The organism is Streptococcus infantis (assembly GCF_047460825.1).
GTDB classification, from domain to species: domain Bacteria; phylum Bacillota; class Bacilli; order Lactobacillales; family Streptococcaceae; genus Streptococcus; species Streptococcus infantis_V.
Genome location: NZ_JASHFO010000003.1, coordinates 58,156 through 73,777, shown reverse-complemented (window position 1 = coordinate 73,777; position 15,622 = coordinate 58,156). Strand labels below are relative to the sequence as shown.

Sequence of the window (15,622 nt, the reverse complement as noted above, 5' to 3'; positions counted from 1 at the left end):
CTATTGTATCAAAACTTGAAGGAGTTTCTCATTTTTCCCTTATTTGGGAAATTAATCTTTTACAAATTTATCGTAATGTTCCTGATAGTAAGCTACTTGCTCCGGAAGATCTAGCACATCAAAAATATGCATGGCTTCCTGCATTTGTTTACAACCTTCTTCTTTTTGCCCCTTCTGATAAAGAGCAAATCCTTTAAGAAAGTGGAATACATTACGCTCATAGAGTTTGATGCTCTTACCTATAATTTTCTCTATATAAACTTCAAAGTAGCTGGCATTTTCAAAAGCAAGATGTTCTAAACAATGCTGGTAACAATTAAGAGCTAAAATCAAGACCAGTTTTCGATGGCGACCAATTTCTTTGTAGAAATCTTCACGCTCCATCACTTCTCTACCAAAGCGAGCAACATAGTCCACATCATAAAAGCTATAGAGATTGCCAAAGAGGATCAACTCATACATGGTCCATTCGTCTGTTTGGAAAAGATAATCTGCCACCTTATCCAGATCTGCTTGCTTCATAGTGAAGCTAGCATCTCTTTGACAAATCAGACCTTGTAACAAAATCCAGTTCAGTTCAAAATAGAGGGGATTTGTTGAACTCTTAGCTTTTTCAAGTTGTTCTTCTTGAAGCTTTTGAAAACCTGCAATATCATTTGAGTAGTAAAGCGGAATAATCTGAGCCATCAAGCTCACATGCTCATGATGTTGAAAATTTCTAGTCTTATCCATAAAATTCTCAATCGTCACGTGAATATTATCTAATATTTCAAAGAAACGAGATGCAGCCAGATCTGACTCCCCCAATTCAAAGCGGGATAATTGGGAGGTCGAACAGACCTCGCCTGCAGCTTCTTTTAGAGAGTAATTTTTACTGATTCGAAATTCACGAAAAACTTTTCCAAGATTTTCCATCTTACACCTGCTCCGATAATTCTTCCCACTCTAACATTGCTTCTTCTTGACGATGGCTAATTTTATCCAGTTCTGCTTGTAATTGCATGAGTTCATCTGCATCATTAGTGGTATGCATTTGTTCAGAGATAGCTTGGGCTTGAGTTTCCAGTTCTTCGATTTCTGTCTCAAGACTTTCAATTTGTCTCATTAACTTACGAAGTTCTTTTTGACTTTCCTTTTGAGCTTGGTAGTCAGTAACTGGAGAAACCTCATTTTCTTGGCTAACAGCTGCCGCTTCTTCCTCTTGACTAGCTACTAGCTCTGATTTTTTATCAACATAATAGTCATAATCACCAAGATAAAGTGTTGATCCATTTTCGGACAATTCTAGCACATGAGTCGCTACACGGTTGATAAAGTAGCGGTCGTGGCTGACAAAAATCAAGGTCCCATCAAAGGCAATCAGGGCATTTTCCAACACTTCCTTGCTATCGATGTCCAAGTGGTTTGTCGGCTCGTCTAGAATCAGGAAGTTGTTGTTTTCCATTGAAAGTTTAGCTAGAAGCAGACGAGCTCGTTCACCACCTGACAGCATCCCAACAGATTTCTTAACATCGTCACCAGAAAAAAGGAAGGCACCTAGGCGATTACGGATTTCAAGTTCAGGAGTCAGCTTGAAATCATTCCAGAGTTCGTCTAAGACTGTATTACTCGGTGTTAGTTTGCTCTGAGTCTGGTCATAGTAACCAACCTCAACATTAGCACCAAAGCGCTTCTCACCCTTGATAAAGGGAATCTGATCCACAATGGATTTAATAAAGGTTGACTTACCAATACCGTTAGGACCAACAATGGCAATAGCATTCATCTTACGAAGATCAAGGTTGATTGGTTCTGATAAGATTTCACCATCATAGCCAATAGCAGCATTTTCAACTGTCAAAACGACATTACCAGATACCCTGTCAGAATGGAAGGTCATATTAGCTGATTTTTTACCAGCTTCAGGCTTGTCCAAACGTTCCATTTTTTCCAGTTGTTTGCGTCGAGATTGGGCACGTTTGGTCGTTGAAGCACGGACAAGATTTCGATTAACAAAGTCTTCTAAGGCAGCAATTTCCTTCTGCTGCTTTTCGTAGTTTTTGGCTTCAGTTGCGAGCTTCTGCTCCTTCTGCTCCACAAAACTTGAGTAGTTTCCTACATATCTATCTAAAGAATGTTTGGTTAAGTCGAGTGTTATGGTCGCAACCTTATCGAGGAAATAACGGTCGTGACTGACGATAATGAGGGCACCGCTATAGTTTACAAGGTAGTTTTCTAACCAGGCAATGGTTTCAATATCTAGGTGGTTAGTCGGCTCATCCAAGACCAAGAGATTAGGTTTTTCAAGAAGCATTTTGGCTAGCGCTAGACGAGTATTTTGACCACCAGATAACTCTGCAATTTTCATCTGCCACATAGACTCGTCAAACTTGAAACCATTTAAGATAGCACGGATATCAGCTTCGTATGTAAAACCTCCAGCCTGACGAAAATTTTCTGATAGGCGATCATAGTCTGACATGAGTTTATCAAGTTCTGCTCCAGTCTTTTCCCCCATCTCCAACTCCATCTGACGAAGTTGTCTTTCAGTACGACGCAAGTCATCAAATACATGTAGCATTTCATCGTAAATGGTGTTCTCAGACTCAAAGCGACTATCCTGTGCTAGATATGAGAGGGAAATATCTTTTTTCTTATTGATTTCACCAGTGGTTGGCTCCTCTTCTCCAACCAATATCTTGAGCAAAGTAGACTTCCCAGCACCATTTTTTCCAACGAGGGCAATACGGTCTCTTTCATCTACTTGTAGGTTTATATTATCAAAAAGAACCTCTCCTGCAAAAGAACGTTCAATTTTATTAGCTTGTAAAATAATCATGTAACCATTTTACTATCTTTTTCCATTTTTAACAATTCTAACTAAAAAAGTTCGAGCTTTTCACTCGAACTTTTTATATTAGTAACCGATCCCTCCACGGAATGTGCGAGCCATATCTTTTAAATCATAGTTTTTAGAAGATGTATCGATAGTCCATTTACCATCTTTCTTAGTCATTTTAATTTCATACCCTTCTCTTTTCATACTATCACTAGTATCAAGAGGAGTTGAGTCAAATTGACTTGGTGCATTCTCTAAAATGTATTTCTCGCCAGCTTTCATAGCTTCTGAGTAGTTGCTGTATTTACCTTTATTTTCTTCATAGAATTTACGACTTAATTCATGAACATTCAAATTATCTAAGTCAATTGTTTCAGGTCTTACATAAATAACCGCGTAGTCTGGAAGATAAGTTTTTACTTTATAGTCTACTTTTGCTCTTTTAGCATTGGCTTTGATATATGCTTCTGCAAAGGTACGAAGTTCTGCATCAGAAGGCTTGTAGTTATAGAATCCTTTACCAAATGACTCGATAAATTTCTTAATGAATTCTTCTCGGTCAGTCTTCACATCATTTGAGATACCATCGGTTTCGTTAGAAGACTTCTTATCATCAGAGTTTTTATCTTCAGATTTCTTGTCTTCGGACTTATCTGATTTTTTATCATCGAGTGCGACAATTTGAGTTTTTTCATTAGTGAAACTTACGTTTGATGCTCCTCCAGTGTTTTCTCCATCAAGAAAAACAGCATCAACATATTTTTTCATTGCTTCTTTCGCTTCATCGATATGATCTTCATATTTACTTGGATCAACCTTGATAGCTACGTCATTATTCTCTTTTGCATTTTCTTTTACATCTTCATAAAAGCTTGGTGCAAAGTGAAGCTCATATTTAGCATCCTTATCAACTTCGTAAACAACATAACCAGCTACACTCTTACCTTTAGAGAGGCTATCACCATAGTCCATAAATTTGGTTTTACTATCTGATTCATAAACTTGGATTGGTTCAACCTTTTCATCTTTTTCATTGTAGAGTGTGATATCTCTGTTTGTAAAACTAAACTTTTTATCACGATTATTTTTAATTTCTACTTGAAGAGCAAGGTAGTGAGAAGAGGAATCTTCATCTTTGGGCAAAACATACATTCCATCTTTAACCGAAACTTCAAAGTTGGAGTTTGATGCAGTACCGTTATCGCTTGCTTTTTTGTTTGATCCACAAGCAACTAGCGCTAATGCTGATAAAACTAAAGCAGAATGCTTAAGAATTTTGTTCATAAATAGAAAATCTCCTTTAATTATTTATTATATTCTACCATACACAGAATAAATGTCAAAATAGAAACCGAAATTATTAAAAATATCTTAAATTTATGTAATATTTTCTAATTTTTTTAAAGAAATTTATTTGATACATTAAAGAATTCCCTTATGTATCAAGTGACAAGCGGAAATATTCTTAACACTTGCTTTTTACAAAATATTCATTTATTCATTACAAATTTTCATTTTTCCTCTGTCTACGACTAATGAATTTTTGTAAAAAATAATATAAACTTAAAAATATAATCAAATTTTAAAGTACCTAAATAAAAGTAAATTTCTTACATTTTAACTCATGCTAACGTTTTACTAAAACTTCAAATCGTGGTATAATGTAAGCGATTAGATTATATATTAAAGGAGATTTCCAATGGCTTACCAAGAAAACTACCAAAAATGGCTTGATTTCGCAGAACTTCCAGATTACCTTCGTCAAGATTTGGAAAACATGGACGAGAAAACTAAAGAAGACGCATTCTATACCAATCTTGAGTTTGGTACTGCAGGTATGCGTGGACTGATTGGTGCTGGTACTAACCGCATTAACATCTACGTTGTTCGTCAAGCAACAGAAGGTTTGGCTCGTTTGATTGAGTCAAAAGGTGGAAACGAAAAAGAACGTGGTGTAGCGATCGCTTATGATAGCCGTCACTTCTCTCCAGAATTTGCCTTTGAATCTGCAGCAGTTCTTGCTAAACACGGTATTAAATCTTATGTTTTTGAAAGTCTCCGTCCAACACCAGAACTTTCATTTGCCGTTCGTCACCTCAACTGCTTCGCAGGTATCATGATTACTGCTAGCCACAACCCTGCTCCATTCAATGGTTACAAGGTTTACGGAGAAGACGGTGGTCAAATGCCTCCACACGATGCTGATGCTTTGACAACTTACATCCGTGCTATCGAAAATCCATTTGCTGTTGAAGTTGCTGATGTAGAAGCAGAAAAAGCATCTGGTTTGATTGAAGTTATTGGCGAAGCAATCGATACCGAATACCTCAAAGAAGTTAAAGATGTGAACATCAACCCAGCTTTGATTGAAGAGTTTGGTAAGGACATGAAGATTGTCTACACTCCTCTTCACGGTACTGGTGAAATGTTGGCTCGTCGTGCTCTTGCTCAAGCAGGATTCGACTCAGTTCAAGTCGTAGAAGCTCAAGCAACTCCAGACCCTGACTTCTCAACTGTTAAATCTCCAAACCCAGAAAGTCAAGCAGCCTTTGCTCTTGCAGAAGAACTTGGTCGCCAAGTAGGAGCTGATGTTCTTGTTGCAACTGACCCTGACGCTGACCGTGTCGGTGTTGAAGTCCTTCAAAAAGACGGTAGCTACCTCAACCTTTCAGGAAACCAAATCGGTGCCATCATGGCTAAGTACATCTTGGAAGCTCACAAAAATGCTGGGACACTTCCAGAGAATGCAGCTCTTTGCAAATCTATCGTATCAACTGACTTGGTAACTAAGATTGCTGAAAGCTACGGCGCAACTATGTTCAACGTCTTGACTGGTTTCAAATTTATCGCTGAAAAAATCCAAGAATTCGAAGAAAAACACAATCACACTTACATGATGGGATTTGAAGAAAGCTTCGGTTACTTGATTAAACCATTCGTGCGTGATAAAGACGCTATCCAAGCTGTTCTTGTTGTTGCTGAACTTGCAGCTTACTACCGTTCACGTGGTTTGACTCTTGCAGATGGTATCGAAGAAATCTACAAAGAGTACGGCTACTATGCTGAAAAGACAATCTCTGTTACCCTCTCTGGTGTTGACGGTGCTGAGCAAATCAAAGCAATTATGGCTAAATTCCGTGAAAATGGTCCAAAAGAATTTAACGCAACAGCAATTTCAATTACTGAAGACTTTAAAGCACAAACATCTACTGCCGCTGATGGCACTGTAACAGCCTTAACTACTCCTCCAAGTGATGTATTGAAATACACACTTGCAGATGGATCATGGATTGCAGTTCGCCCTTCAGGTACTGAACCAAAAATCAAGTTCTATATTGCAGTTGTTGGTGAAAGCAACGAAGATTCACAAGCTAAGATTGCTAACATCGAAGCTGAAATCAATGCCTTTGTAAAATAAAAAACTATTTAAAGGTCGGGAAAATTCCTGACCTTTATTTTTGATGATAAAGTAAAAACTGGCTGTAATTTATATCTTCTTCTATTTCTTTTAACCTGAACTATAGTTTCTATATCTTTAAGGATACAAGAATATAGGACTAGAAAATCAGACTTAGTCTACCGCTTTCTGCACCACCATCTATTCTCGTATCAAAACTGAGCAATTTTAGAAACTTTATGGCATACTAGACATATCAATGAAAGCGAGGTAATCTCATGGAACAATTTTTAGAAAACATCAAAGATCTTGAAGTTACAACTGTAGCGCGTGCTCAAGAAGCTCTTGATAAAAAAGAAACTGCAACCTTCTTTATCGGTCGCAAAACTTGTCCTTACTGCCGTAAATTTGCTGGTACATTGGCTGGTGTAGTAGCTGAAACCAAAGCTCACATCTACTTCATCAATAGCGAAGAACCAAGTCAACTTGAAGCTTTACAAGACTTCCGCTCACGCTATGAAATCCCTACTGTACCAGGATTCGTCCATGTTGCAAATGGACAAATCAATGTCCGTTGCGACTCTTCAATGTCAGCTCAAGAAATCAAAGAATTTGCTGGGTTGTAAGAAACTTAGTTTAAATTGAATTTTAGGAGATAATCCAATAATTTTTTTTCATATTAAAACGCATAATATCAAGGTTTATGAACACCTGATATTATGCGTTTTTTGATTTTATAGACTGTTGAAGAACTATTTGTTTGCTAACTTTTTTTCAGCAAGTCTTTAACCATCTGATTCAGCTCCTCAAGCTTTTTATTTTGTGATTCTATTAATTGTCTTTGATTCTCAATTTCCTTATAAAGTTTATCAAGTTTTATTTGAGTTTTAGATTCATCCTTAACAAAAAAATTAGTTAAAGAACTTGTTAGCATTCCTATTGTTCCAATTCCAACTAGCATCAATAATACAGCAAGCCATTTTCCAAATAGGCTACTCGGTACAATATCCCCATATCCAACAGTTGTAACTGTAACAAGTGACCACCATACACTATCAGAAAATGACTTCTCTTCAACAACTGATAAGATTGAACTACCAACTAGAACGATAAAAAAATTGACATACAGAATGTAAATTAATCCATTTGTTCTTAGAAAAATTTTTAGCTTTTTCTCTAATTTACCAGTAAGACCTATAATTCTTAATAACCGAGTTAGTTTTACCAACTTTGTTAAGCGTGCAAGACGGAAGATCCTCCCCAAACGAAAAACTGTAAAAATAGCATTCAAAGGAAGAATTGCAAGCAAGTCAAAAGTGTTGTTTATAATAAATGACCATTTACTTTTGGAAATACTAAATCTCCAAATATAATCGACAAGAAAAACAAACCATATGACTAAGTCTATAATACTGTATGGAGATTTCTCAAGATCAATTAAATCTGTAAAACCAAGTATGACTAAAACAACTGATATTAAAGCTAATATTATAATACTAGTATCGTAATAGGCTTTTATCTTCCACTTGTTCTGCAATCTGTAAACTCCTCTTGTTATAAAAAGTAAATAAAATAGTTTAATGGGATTTCTAATAAATATCTCTACGATGACCAACTTCCAGAGTAGAGACTATCAGTTCATCATCCACAATTTGCACTATAACTCGATAATTACCAATCCGGTACCTCCATTGACCACCTCGATTCCCCACCAAAGCTTTCCCATGCCGTCTTGGATCCTCTAAAACGTTATTTTCTAGATACTTTGTAATTAATATTTGTGTATAACGATCTAATTTCTTTAGTTGTTTAATAAATCGTCTTGTTGGAACTAGCTTATACAAGTTAATCTTCCTCCAGACCTAGATCATGCATCATTTCTTCCCAAGTAATGGGTTTAAGCCCTTTTTCCAAATCTTCTAGATACTCTTGATAAGCTAAATCTGCTACACGCGCATCATATTCATCCTCTAAAGCTTCTAAAGTTTTTGTCCGTATCAACTCTGATAGAGAAACTCCTTCAAACTTAGCCATTGCTTTCATAAATGTTTTATCTGCTTCGGAAACTTTTAATGTAATAGTCGTCATGTTTCTTCTCCTATAACTATTGGTAATACCATTGTATTACTTTTTAAGAGCTCAGTCAAGATAAAAAGAACACCTCTCGGCGTTCCTTGCTATATCTCAGTCAATGGTGTTGCAGTGTCTGGTGAAGTATCGTAAACTTGAAAGTCTACTCCAACTCCAAGATCTGCTTGAGCTAACTGATTAACCATGGTCATGTGGGCCAGCTCTTTGATATTATTTTCCTTGGACAAATGGCCTAGGTAAATCTTCTTGGTACGATTACCTAGTGTACGAATCATGGCGTCTGCTCCATCCTCGTTTGAGAGGTGACCAAGGTCAGACAGGATGCGTTGTTTGAGTCGCCATGCGTAAGATCCTGCTCGCAGGATTTCCACATCATGATTTGACTCGATCAGATAGCCATCTGCATTCTCGACAATGCCAGCCATACGGTCACTAACATAGCCCGTATCCGTCAGCATGACAAAGCTCTTATCATCCTTCATAAAACGATAAAACTGTGGCGCGACTGCATCATGACTCACACCGAAACTCTCGATATCAATGTCACCAAAGGTTTTGGTTTTCCCCATCTCGAAAATATGCTTTTGAGATGAGTCAACCTTACCAAGATACTTACTATTTTCCATAGCCTGCCAAGTTTTCTCATTGGCATAAAGATCCATACCGTACTTGCGAGCCAGAACGCCCACACCGTGGATATGGTCTGAATGTTCATGCGTAATCAAGATAGCGTCTAAATCCTCTGGTTTACGATTGATTTCACTCAAAAGGCTTGTAATTTTTTTGCCAGATAGGCCCGCATCTACTAAAATTTTCTTTTTTGGTGTTTCCAAGTAAAATGAATTTCCACTGGAACCCGATGCTAAAATACTGTATTTAAAACCGATATCACTCATTCTAGTCTTCTAGTTCATCCTCCCAAATCTCTTCTTTCACGGCATCCTTATCGTATGGCAGTACGATAGTAAAGGTTGAACCCTTACCGTATTCACTCTTAGCCCAGATAAATCCATTATGTTGTTTGACGATTTCTTTAGCAATAGCAAGTCCTAGACCAGTACCACCTTGAGCACGACTTCTTGCCTTGTCAACACGATAAAAACGGTCAAAAATCTTTGGTAGATCTTCTTTAGGAATCCCAAGCCCTTGGTCGGAGATGGACAAAATCATCTGATCATCTGTAGTTTTCATGGTAACGGTGATTTTCCCACCATCTGGTGAATACTTGATAGCGTTATTTAAAATATTATCAATCACCTGAGTCATCTTATCCGTATCAATCTCAATCCAAACAGAGTTAATCGGATAATCTCTCACCAACTCGTACTTCTTCTCCTCATCCTGACTTTTCATTTTATCAAAACGATTGAGAATAAAGGTGATAAAGGCAGTAAAGTTAATCAACTCGACATCCAAGTGACTGGTCTCATTGTCAATCCGTGAGAGGTGCAAGAGGTCCGTCACCATCCGCATCATACGATTGGTTTCATCAAGAGAAACTCTGATAAAATCTGGGGCAACTGGCTCTGAAAGCGCACCTTCATCTAAAGCCTCAAGATAGGATTTTACACTGGTCAAAGGAGTTCGCAATTCATGACTAACGTTCGAAACGAAAAGCCTTCTCTCTCGTTCTTCCTTCTCTTGTTCAGTCGTATCATGTAGAACTGCTACTAAACCAGAGATAAAGCCAGACTCTCTACGAATCAAGGCAAAACGCACGCGCAAGCTGATATACTCCCCATTCACATTTTGCGAATAAATCATCAATTCAGGACTTTGGGTAATGAGATCTCTCAGCTCATACTCTTCTTCAATCTTGAGTAACTCTAGGATATTTTGATTAAGAGCATCATCCCTTTCAACTCCAAGTTGTCTCTTAGCCATGTCATTAATCATGATAATCTGACCACGACGATTGGTCGCAAGTACTCCGTCTGTCATGTAGGACAAGATACTATGCAACCTTTTACTCTCTTGTTCCAGATTTTCTTGAGTCAAACGGATTGCTTCTGACAAATCATTAAGATTGTTAGTGATATTGGTAATCTCTGAGCTTCCTTGCATATCCAAAACCTGAGAATAATCACCAGCAATTAAATCTTGTACCTTTTGATTAATCTGCCTCAAACGAATATTATCACGACGATTTTCAAGCAAGAGAAAAGTCACCAGCATAATAAAGCCAATTAAGATGAGGATAAAGATAAAGTCGCTCGTCAAAATTGTTTGTCTAATTACTTCAATCATTATTTCTCATATAATATCCTACTCCACGACGAGTTAGGATGTATTCAGGTCTACTTGGTGTGTCTTCAATCTTCTCGCGCAAACGTCTAATAGTTACATCAACTGTACGAACATCTCCAAAATAGTCATATCCCCAAACAGTTTCAAGAAGATGTTCTCGGGTAATAACTTGACCAAGATGAGAAGCTAAATGATGTAAGAGTTCGAATTCACGGTGGGTTAGGTCTAACTCTTCACCATATTTCTTAGCCACGTAAGCATCGGGTAAAATCTCCAAATCGCCAATCTGCAGACTTTGTAATTTCGTTTCAGGTTCTTGGTTATCAACTGAGACAATATCTGTACGACGGAGAAGAGCTTTAACACGGGCCTGTAGTTCACGATTTGAAAATGGCTTGGTTACATAGTCATCCGCTCCAAGTTCAAGCCCAATAACCTTATCAAACTCGCTGTCCTTTGCTGAAAGCATGATAATAGGAACACTACTTGTCTTACGAATAGTTTTTGCAACTTCAAGTCCATCAATCTCTGGAAGCATTAAATCTAAGATAATAATATCTGGTTGCTCAGCTTCAAATTGTTCAAGAGCTTCACGACCATTAAAAGCAGTTACAACTTCATAACCTTCCTTGGTCATATTAAATTTTATAATATCTGAGATGGGTTTTTCATCATCTACAATTAATATTTTTTTCATTTAGTCACCTTTTTCCTTATCTCATTATACCAAAAAAATGTAAAGAAGACACGAAAGACCGATACTAGCAGCTTCTTTTCAAGTAGGCTTGCCAAATCTTTTGCTGAGGTTTGGCTAGGGGATAATTGCTAAATTCTTCTGGACTTAACCAAAGGACTTCTCTATCTGCATATTCCTGTGTTTCAGTAACTCGGCCTGCAATTATCTGGATATGCCATTTACGATGGCTAAAAATGTGCTTGACCTCTTCAAATCGTAGATCTTGCCAATCAACTTCAAGATCATAGTCCTGTTCAAAACTCTCCTGTGGAGATGGTCCCAGTTCTAGAATTGGCTCCGCTACTTGACTAAAAAGGTCCAAGTTCTGAGTCTGGTCTGAGAATTCATCAACTTCAATCAAGGGAAAATGCCAAAATCCAGCCAAGAGTTTTTCACTCTCATTCTTCTCTAATAGAAACTGCCCCTGATTATTTTGCACTACAAGAGCCTTTAGATAAATAGGGATTGGCTTTTTCTTGGGAGCCTTAATGGGATAGCGATCCATGGTCCCATGTTGGTAAGCAGCACTGAACTCCTTAACCGGACTCTCTTCTGGTCTTGGATTAACAGGAGCCTCAATATCTGAACCTAAATCCATCAAAGCCTGATTGAAATCACCTGGGCGATCTGGATCTATCAGAACCTCCATCATCGCTTGAAATATTTTTCGATTGCTAGGATTTCCAATATCATGATTGACTTCAAATAAACGTGCCAAAACGCGCATAACATTGCCGTCTACTGCAGGCTGCGGAAGGTTAAATGCAATACTAGAGATTGCACCAGCTGTATAAGGACCTATCCCTTTCAAGCTTGAAATACCTTCATAAGTGGACGGAAACTTGCCTTCAAATTCATTCATAATCTGTTGAGCGGCTTTTTGCATATTGCGGACACGAGAATAATAGCCAAGTCCTTCCCAGGCTTTTAATAAGCGCTCCTCAGGTGCATCTGCTAAGCTCTCTACAGTCGGAAACCAGTCTAAAAAACGTTCATAATAGGGAATGACGGTATCAACTCGAGTCTGCTGCAACATAATTTCAGATACCCAGATATGATATGGATTCTTACTCCGTCTCCAAGGTAAATCACGCTTGTTTTCGTCATACCAGGATAATAGTTTTTGACGGAAAGAGAGAATCTTGTCCTCTTCCCACATGGTCACACCATATTTCTCCAAATCTAACATATTTCTAGTATAGCATAACCTTTTAGGATACTCAAAAAATCAAGATAGGGCTTGTTAAAACACTCTCTTAAACTCTGTTAGAAAATTAGCAATTCAGCCTTTACAAACCAGCTGATCCTATCATTTTCCCTACTTTTTTGATATAATAAATTTAATGATTCTTCAAAGGAGGCATCTATGCGTTTTAATCAATTCAGTTACTATCCTGTAAGCCAGAAAGAAGCTTTACAGGAATTATCCAGCCTTGGATTCAAGCTTGACCAATCAAATTCTGATAAAGAACTGTTTGAAACTTTTGTTAGAACTTGTTTTTTCAATTACAAAAATACGGATTATCCCCTCTCAACTTTAGCTGTTGATAAAGAAACTGATCTTCTCACTTTCTTCAATTCTGATCGTGAATTAACTGCAGAAATTTTCTATACTGTTGCCTTTCAGTTGCTTGGTTTCAGTTACTTGACAGACTTTGAAGATGGTCTTGCTTTTCATAAAGAAACAGCATTCCCAATTGTATACGGAGATTTGATTGACAATCTCTATCAATTCCTTAACACGCGCACTAAAAAGGGAAATACCTTAATCGATCAATTGGTTAGCGACGGTCTTATCCCTGAGGAAAATGATTACCACTACTTCAATGGCAAGAGTTTGGCAACCTTCTCTGCAAACAATGCTATTCGGGAAGTTGTTTATGTAGAAAGTCGTATTGATTCTGATAATGATGGACTGCCAGATCTTATCAAGGTAAATATTATCCGTCCATCTTATCATGGCAAAATTCCAGCTGTTATGACGGCAAGTCCTTACCATCAAGGAACCAATGATAAAGCAAGCGATAAAGCTCTTTACAAAATGGAAGCTGAGCTAGAAGTCAAGGAACCGCATGAAATTTCTCTAGAAAAACCAACATTAGACTTGGTTGAACCTGTTGGAGAAGCTGAACTTGTTTCAGAAGCTGAAGAAAGACTCACTCATATCAATAGCAGCTACACACTCAATGACTACTTCCTTCCAAGAGGATTTGCAAATATATACGTATCTGGTCTTGGTACCAAGGATTCTCAAGGTCAAATGACCAACGGAGATTACCGCCAAGTTGAAGCCTATAAAAATGTTATTGATTGGCTCAATGGTCGTTGCCGTGCCTTCACAGACCATAGTCGTGAACGTCAGGTCAAGGCTGACTGGTCAAATGGAAAAGTTGCCACTACTGGTCTTTCTTATCTAGGAACAATGTCTAATGGTCTTGCCACTACAGGAGTTGATGGTTTAGAAGTCATTATTGCTGAAGCAGGAATTTCTTCTTGGTACAACTATTACCGTGAAAATGGTCTTGTGACAAGCCCAGGTGGTTATCCTGGGGAGGACTTCGATTCATTAGATGAATTAACTTATTCTCGTAATCTCTTAGCTGGTGACTATATCCGTGGAAACGAGGCTCATAAAGCTTCTATAGAAGAACTCAAGAAAAATCTAGACCGTAAAACTGGGGATTATAACCAATTCTGGCATGACAGAAACTACCTACTCAATGCTGAAAAAGTTAAGGCTGAAGTTGTTTTTACACACGGTTCACAAGACTGGAATGTAAAACCACTTCATGTCTATCAAATGTTCAATGCTCTTCCAAGCAATATTAAGAAACATCTCTTTTATCATAACGGTGCCCATGTTTATATGAACAACTGGCAGTCTATTGATTTCCGTGAATCCATGAATGCTCTTTTGACGCAGAAATTATTGGGGCAGGAAACTGATTACCAACTTCCAAGAGTCGTTTGGCAAGACAATACAGCTCCTCAAACATGGATGACTCTTGAAGATTTTGGAAATCAAACCAACCACAAAACTTTCTCATTAGGTACTGAAGAAGCTGTCATTCAAAACCACTATCAAGACTCAGACTTTGAACGTTTTGGAAAGACCTACCAAACCTTTAACAATGAACTCTATCAAGGGAAAGTCAATCAGGTAACCATTGACCTGCCAGTGACGGAAGACCTTCATCTCAATGGGCGTGTTAAACTAAACCTCCGTCTCAAATCAAGTACAAACAAAGGCTTACTATCTGCCCAACTTCTCGAACTTGGTCAAAAGAAATACCTACAACCATATCCAGGAGTTTTGGCTGCTCGTACGATTGATAATGGCCGTTACCATATGCTTGAAAACCTTTGCGAACTACCATTTAGCCCAAATGCACAGCGTGTTATCACCAAAGGCTATCTCAATCTTCAAAATCGTCATGATTTATTGAAAATTGAAGAAGTCAATCCAGATGAATGGATGGAATTCCAATTTGAACTCCAACCAACTATTTACAAACTAAAAGAAGGCGATACAGTACGTCTCGTTCTTTACACAACAGACTTTGAGATTACTGTACGTGACAATACAGACTATCACTTGACTGTCGATCTTGCACAGTCCAATCTTGAGATACCTTTTCAAAGGGAGGTAACTGTAGATGAACAAAGCCGAGCAAAGACACCAACTCATCCGAGCCCTAATCACTAAACAAAAAATTCATACCCAAACTGAATTACAAGAACTACTGATTGAAAACGGAGTACAGGTCACACAAGCAACACTTTCAAGAGACATCAACCTGATGAATCTTTCTAAGATTCGTGAAGGTGAACACTCCTATTATTCAATCAACACTGGCTCTACATCCAAGTGGGAAAAACGGCTAGAAGTCTATATGGAGGAAGCCCTCTACATGATGCAACCCGTCCAACACCAAGTTGTTATCAAAACCTATCCAGGTTTGGCACAATCCTTCGGATCTATCTTGGACGCGCTAAACTTTCCTGAAATAGTCGCTACTATCTGTGGAAATGATGTCTGTTTGGTTATCTGCGAGGATAAGGAGCAAGCTCAATCTTGCTTTAAACGCCTCAAACAATTTGCACCACCTCTATTTTTTGATCGGTAACAAAAACCCGAGATGACTTTCATCACGGGTTTATTTTATGATTTGTTATTTTCAGCTTGCTTTTTAGTTCTTGCAAGTCTCAAAGCTCTATTTGGATTGAGACGATTAAAGAGTTCTTCTAACTTCTTCTCATTCCAGACATCTGCTGCAGAAACAAAATTTCCATCAGCATCACGGAAAGATATCGGTTTATCTCCCATAGCTAT

At 37.9% G+C, this 15,622-nt stretch carries 15 protein-coding genes; 4 read left to right on the top strand and 11 right to left on the bottom strand.

From position 1 onward, the window contains the following. Positions 1-51: 51 nt before the first annotated feature. The 3 genes from QM911_RS01810 to QM911_RS01800 form a co-directional block, all read right to left on the bottom strand. The gene (locus QM911_RS01810; protein ID WP_414312923.1) at positions 52-915 is read right to left on the bottom strand and encodes an XRE/MutR family transcriptional regulator; all 864 of its coding nucleotides are present in this window, start codon (positions 913-915) and stop codon (positions 52-54) included. 1 nt (position 916) lies between these two features. Continuing rightward, positions 917-2,818 (bottom strand): ABC-F family ATP-binding cassette domain-containing protein, encoded by a 1,902-nt coding sequence (locus QM911_RS01805; RefSeq protein WP_414312922.1) that lies wholly within the window; start codon positions 2,816-2,818, stop codon positions 917-919. Positions 2,819-2,896: 78 nt separating this feature from the next. Beyond that, on the bottom strand, positions 2,897-4,102 hold the full coding sequence (locus QM911_RS01800; protein ID WP_414312921.1) for a DUF4352 domain-containing protein: 1,206 nt from the start codon (positions 4,100-4,102) through the stop codon (positions 2,897-2,899). Between the two features lie 415 nt (positions 4,103-4,517). Here QM911_RS01800 and QM911_RS01795 point away from each other — a divergent pair, with 415 nt between their 5' ends. Together QM911_RS01795 and QM911_RS01790 are read left to right on the top strand one after the other, a co-directional pair. Beyond that, positions 4,518-6,236: a phospho-sugar mutase gene (locus QM911_RS01795; RefSeq protein ID WP_414312920.1), complete on the top strand. Its 1,719-nt coding sequence runs from the start codon at positions 4,518-4,520 to the stop codon at positions 6,234-6,236. 257 nt (positions 6,237-6,493) lie between these two features. Next, positions 6,494-6,841 (top strand): thioredoxin, encoded by a 348-nt coding sequence (locus tag QM911_RS01790; protein WP_414312919.1) that lies wholly within the window; start codon positions 6,494-6,496, stop codon positions 6,839-6,841. Between the two features lie 137 nt (positions 6,842-6,978). Here QM911_RS01790 and QM911_RS01785 read toward each other — a convergent pair whose 3' ends face one another. From QM911_RS01785 to mutY, 7 genes are all read right to left on the bottom strand, one after another. After that, positions 6,979-7,752: a potassium channel family protein gene (locus QM911_RS01785; RefSeq protein WP_414312918.1), complete on the bottom strand. Its 774-nt coding sequence runs from the start codon at positions 7,750-7,752 to the stop codon at positions 6,979-6,981. Between the two features lie 52 nt (positions 7,753-7,804). Further along, positions 7,805-8,059, bottom strand: a complete 255-nt coding sequence (locus tag QM911_RS01780) for a type II toxin-antitoxin system RelE family toxin (RefSeq protein ID WP_045615883.1) — start codon at positions 8,057-8,059, stop codon at positions 7,805-7,807. 1 nt (position 8,060) lies between these two features. Then, positions 8,061-8,303, bottom strand: coding sequence for a type II toxin-antitoxin system RelB family antitoxin (gene relB / locus QM911_RS01775; RefSeq protein WP_223140897.1), 243 nt, complete (start codon positions 8,301-8,303; stop codon positions 8,061-8,063). A gap of 89 nt (positions 8,304-8,392) precedes the next feature. Next, a complete protein-coding gene (locus QM911_RS01770; RefSeq protein WP_045763287.1) occupies positions 8,393-9,202 on the bottom strand; it encodes an MBL fold metallo-hydrolase in 810 nt (269 codons plus the stop codon). A gap of 1 nt (position 9,203) precedes the next feature. Next, the gene (vicK, locus tag QM911_RS01765; protein WP_414312917.1) at positions 9,204-10,553 is read right to left on the bottom strand and encodes a cell wall metabolism sensor histidine kinase VicK; all 1,350 of its coding nucleotides are present in this window, start codon (positions 10,551-10,553) and stop codon (positions 9,204-9,206) included. Continuing rightward, complete coding sequence (gene yycF / locus QM911_RS01760) at positions 10,546-11,250, bottom strand: response regulator YycF (protein WP_000722070.1); 705 nt, start codon at positions 11,248-11,250, stop codon at positions 10,546-10,548. Before yycF ends, vicK begins: the two co-directional genes overlap by 8 nt. A gap of 64 nt (positions 11,251-11,314) precedes the next feature. After that, positions 11,315-12,478 carry an A/G-specific adenine glycosylase gene (gene mutY, locus QM911_RS01755; RefSeq protein ID WP_414312916.1) on the bottom strand — a complete coding sequence of 388 codons (1,164 nt, stop codon included), beginning with the start codon at positions 12,476-12,478 and terminating at the stop codon, positions 11,315-11,317. 177 nt (positions 12,479-12,655) lie between these two features. Between mutY and QM911_RS01750 the strand changes: the two genes are divergently transcribed. Next, positions 12,656-14,995 carry a Xaa-Pro dipeptidyl-peptidase gene (locus QM911_RS01750; protein WP_414312915.1) on the top strand — a complete coding sequence of 780 codons (2,340 nt, stop codon included), beginning with the start codon at positions 12,656-12,658 and terminating at the stop codon, positions 14,993-14,995. Then, positions 14,946-15,416, top strand: a complete 471-nt coding sequence (locus QM911_RS01745) for an arginine repressor (protein ID WP_414312914.1) — start codon at positions 14,946-14,948, stop codon at positions 15,414-15,416. The genes QM911_RS01750 and QM911_RS01745 overlap by 50 nt, the downstream gene beginning before the upstream one ends. Positions 15,417-15,451: 35 nt before the next feature. Here the strand turns inward: QM911_RS01745 and QM911_RS01740 are convergent, their stop codons facing one another. Next, positions 15,452-15,616: a hypothetical protein gene (locus QM911_RS01740; RefSeq protein WP_049502767.1), complete on the bottom strand. Its 165-nt coding sequence runs from the start codon at positions 15,614-15,616 to the stop codon at positions 15,452-15,454. Positions 15,617-15,622: the final 6 nt, after the last annotated feature.

Bases quoted from the DNA above. Each gene is read 5' to 3' on its own strand.
- QM911_RS01810 (WP_414312923.1), bottom strand. From the start codon at position 915: ATGGAAAATCTTGGAAAAGTTTTTCGTGAATTTCGAATCAGTAAAAAT.
- QM911_RS01805 (WP_414312922.1), bottom strand. From the start codon at position 2,818: ATGATTATTTTACAAGCTAATAAAATTGAACGTTCTTTTGCAGGAGAG.
- QM911_RS01800 (WP_414312921.1), bottom strand. From the start codon at position 4,102: ATGAACAAAATTCTTAAGCATTCTGCTTTAGTTTTATCAGCATTAGCG.
- QM911_RS01795 (WP_414312920.1), top strand. From the start codon at position 4,518: ATGGCTTACCAAGAAAACTACCAAAAATGGCTTGATTTCGCAGAACTT.
- QM911_RS01790 (WP_414312919.1), top strand. From the start codon at position 6,494: ATGGAACAATTTTTAGAAAACATCAAAGATCTTGAAGTTACAACTGTA.
- relB (WP_223140897.1), bottom strand. From the start codon at position 8,303: ATGACGACTATTACATTAAAAGTTTCCGAAGCAGATAAAACATTTATG.
- QM911_RS01770 (WP_045763287.1), bottom strand. From the start codon at position 9,202: ATGAGTGATATCGGTTTTAAATACAGTATTTTAGCATCGGGTTCCAGT.
- vicK (WP_414312917.1), bottom strand. From the start codon at position 10,553: ATGATTGAAGTAATTAGACAAACAATTTTGACGAGCGACTTTATCTTT.
- yycF (WP_000722070.1), bottom strand. From the start codon at position 11,250: ATGAAAAAAATATTAATTGTAGATGATGAAAAACCCATCTCAGATATT.
- mutY (WP_414312916.1), bottom strand. From the start codon at position 12,478: ATGTTAGATTTGGAGAAATATGGTGTGACCATGTGGGAAGAGGACAAG.
- QM911_RS01750 (WP_414312915.1), top strand. From the start codon at position 12,656: ATGCGTTTTAATCAATTCAGTTACTATCCTGTAAGCCAGAAAGAAGCT.
- QM911_RS01745 (WP_414312914.1), top strand. From the start codon at position 14,946: ATGAACAAAGCCGAGCAAAGACACCAACTCATCCGAGCCCTAATCACT.
- QM911_RS01740 (WP_049502767.1), bottom strand. From the start codon at position 15,616: ATGGGAGATAAACCGATATCTTTCCGTGATGCTGATGGAAATTTTGTT.